Here is a 1,623-nt window from a genome sequence, read left to right as displayed (position 1 = left end):
TGTATAACCTTTCATGATTTAGATCGGCATCGCCCCCAAGCATGAAAGCTCCTTAAGGCAGAGAATCAGCGGTGGTGCACAGGACACCAAAGACCGCAATCTCAATGGTGGCCCGACCCCGTGTATAACCAGGCCTACCCGAACTGGCCCGCACCCCCAACAGTTGCGCGGTTTGTCGCCGCAGCACGAACGGTAAAGAGACCCAGACTGACTGAGTCTGAGGCGTTTTCCAGTTCATCGATGCCCTGTGCGCCGCTTTTATTTTAGCCACAGGAGAGTGACATGGAAGGACTGTCCCCACTCTACCGACGCGTTGCCGGCATCGATGTCCACAAGATGCTGCACGTTGTCACGGCCGTCATTGAACGCCCTGACGGCACCATCGAACAGCAAAGCCGTGAATTCGGCGGTTTCAAGCGCGATTGCCGCGCCCTGACGAGCTGGCTTCTTGAGCTGAACGTCGAACTCGTTGTCATGGAGAGCACCGGCATCTACTGGAAGAGTATCTATGCCCATCTGGAACGCGCCGGCATCCAGGCCTGGGTCGCCAATGCGCATTTCGTCAAGCATGTCCCGGGCAGGAAAACGGATATGAACGATTCACAGTGGCTCGCGGTGCTGGCCCGTTTCGGGCTGGTGCGCGCCAGCTTCATCCCGCCCCAGGATTTGCGCGAGCTGCGCCTAGTGTCTCGTTACCGGCGTAAGCTCACTGCCATGCGCGCCAGTGAAATCAACCGGCTTCATAAAATCCTCGACGATGGCGGAATCAAACTTGGCGGCATCGTCAGTGACCTCAACGGTTTGTCGGCACGCGAGATGGTAGCCGGCCTGATCGAAGGCAGATCGATCACCGCACTGCTCGATATGGCACGCGGCAGACTCAAACCCAGACGCGACGATCTGCAAGCCGCCCTCGATGGCGATCTGACGGCGCGGCACCGATTCATTCTCGGACATATTCACGAGCACATTGCAATACTCGAGCGTAGTCTGGCCGAACTCGACGCCTATATCCTTACCGCCATGGCTCCCTACCAATGGGCGCATCGCCTGCTGCAAACTGTACCTGGCATCGACCAGATTGCGAGCGCCCTGATTCTGATCGAAATCGGCGACGACATGACCCGCTTCGGGAATGCCGACCGCATTGCTGCATGGGCGGCACTTTGTCCCGGAAACAACGAATCGGCTGGCAAACGCAAATCAGGGCGAACCGGAAAAGGCAGTTCAGTCATCCGCTACATCATGTGTGAATGCGCCAACTCGGCGTGGAAAACCAGGAGCTCGCTGGCAGCCAAATATAGAAGCCTGATGATGCGCAAGACGCACAAAAAGGCGATCATCGCTCTGGCTCACAAAATGATACGGTTGATCTTCCTGCTACTGACACGCAAAGTCGCCTATCACGACCCGCAGATCGACTATCAGGCCATCAGCGCGAAGAAAAACGCGCCACGCTGGATCAAGCAATTGAAGGCGATCGGCCAATGGCCGGATGAGGCGTCTGCCTCGGTCACCACCTAACGATCGCCACAACGAGGGGTCGGGCATGGCGATATTTTTACTCGCGGGCCACGCGAGCGGGCATGTGCGCGCCCGTGTTACCCAGCTTTCACGGTAACG

At 57.6% G+C, this 1,623-nt stretch carries 1 protein-coding gene; it reads left to right on the top strand.

The annotated features are described in order from the left end of the window. The first annotated feature begins 282 nt into the window (after positions 1 to 282). Positions 283 to 1,524, top strand: coding sequence for an IS110 family transposase (locus tag HDG37_RS38680; RefSeq protein WP_184056845.1), 1,242 nt, complete (start codon positions 283 to 285; stop codon positions 1,522 to 1,524). The last annotated feature ends 99 nt before the right edge of the window (positions 1,525 to 1,623 follow it).

The organism is Paraburkholderia sp. MM5384-R2, assembly GCF_014201025.1.
In the GTDB taxonomy this organism is placed as follows: Bacteria; Pseudomonadota; Gammaproteobacteria; order Burkholderiales; family Burkholderiaceae; genus Paraburkholderia; species Paraburkholderia tuberum.
The sequence above is the reverse complement of the archived record's forward strand: the minus strand, read 5'-3'. Positions and strand labels throughout refer to the sequence as shown.

Excerpts from the sequence above, each read along its gene's own strand:
- HDG37_RS38680 (WP_184056845.1), top strand. The coding sequence starts at position 283 with ATGGAAGGACTGTCCCCACTCTACCGACGCGTTGCCGGCATCGATGTC.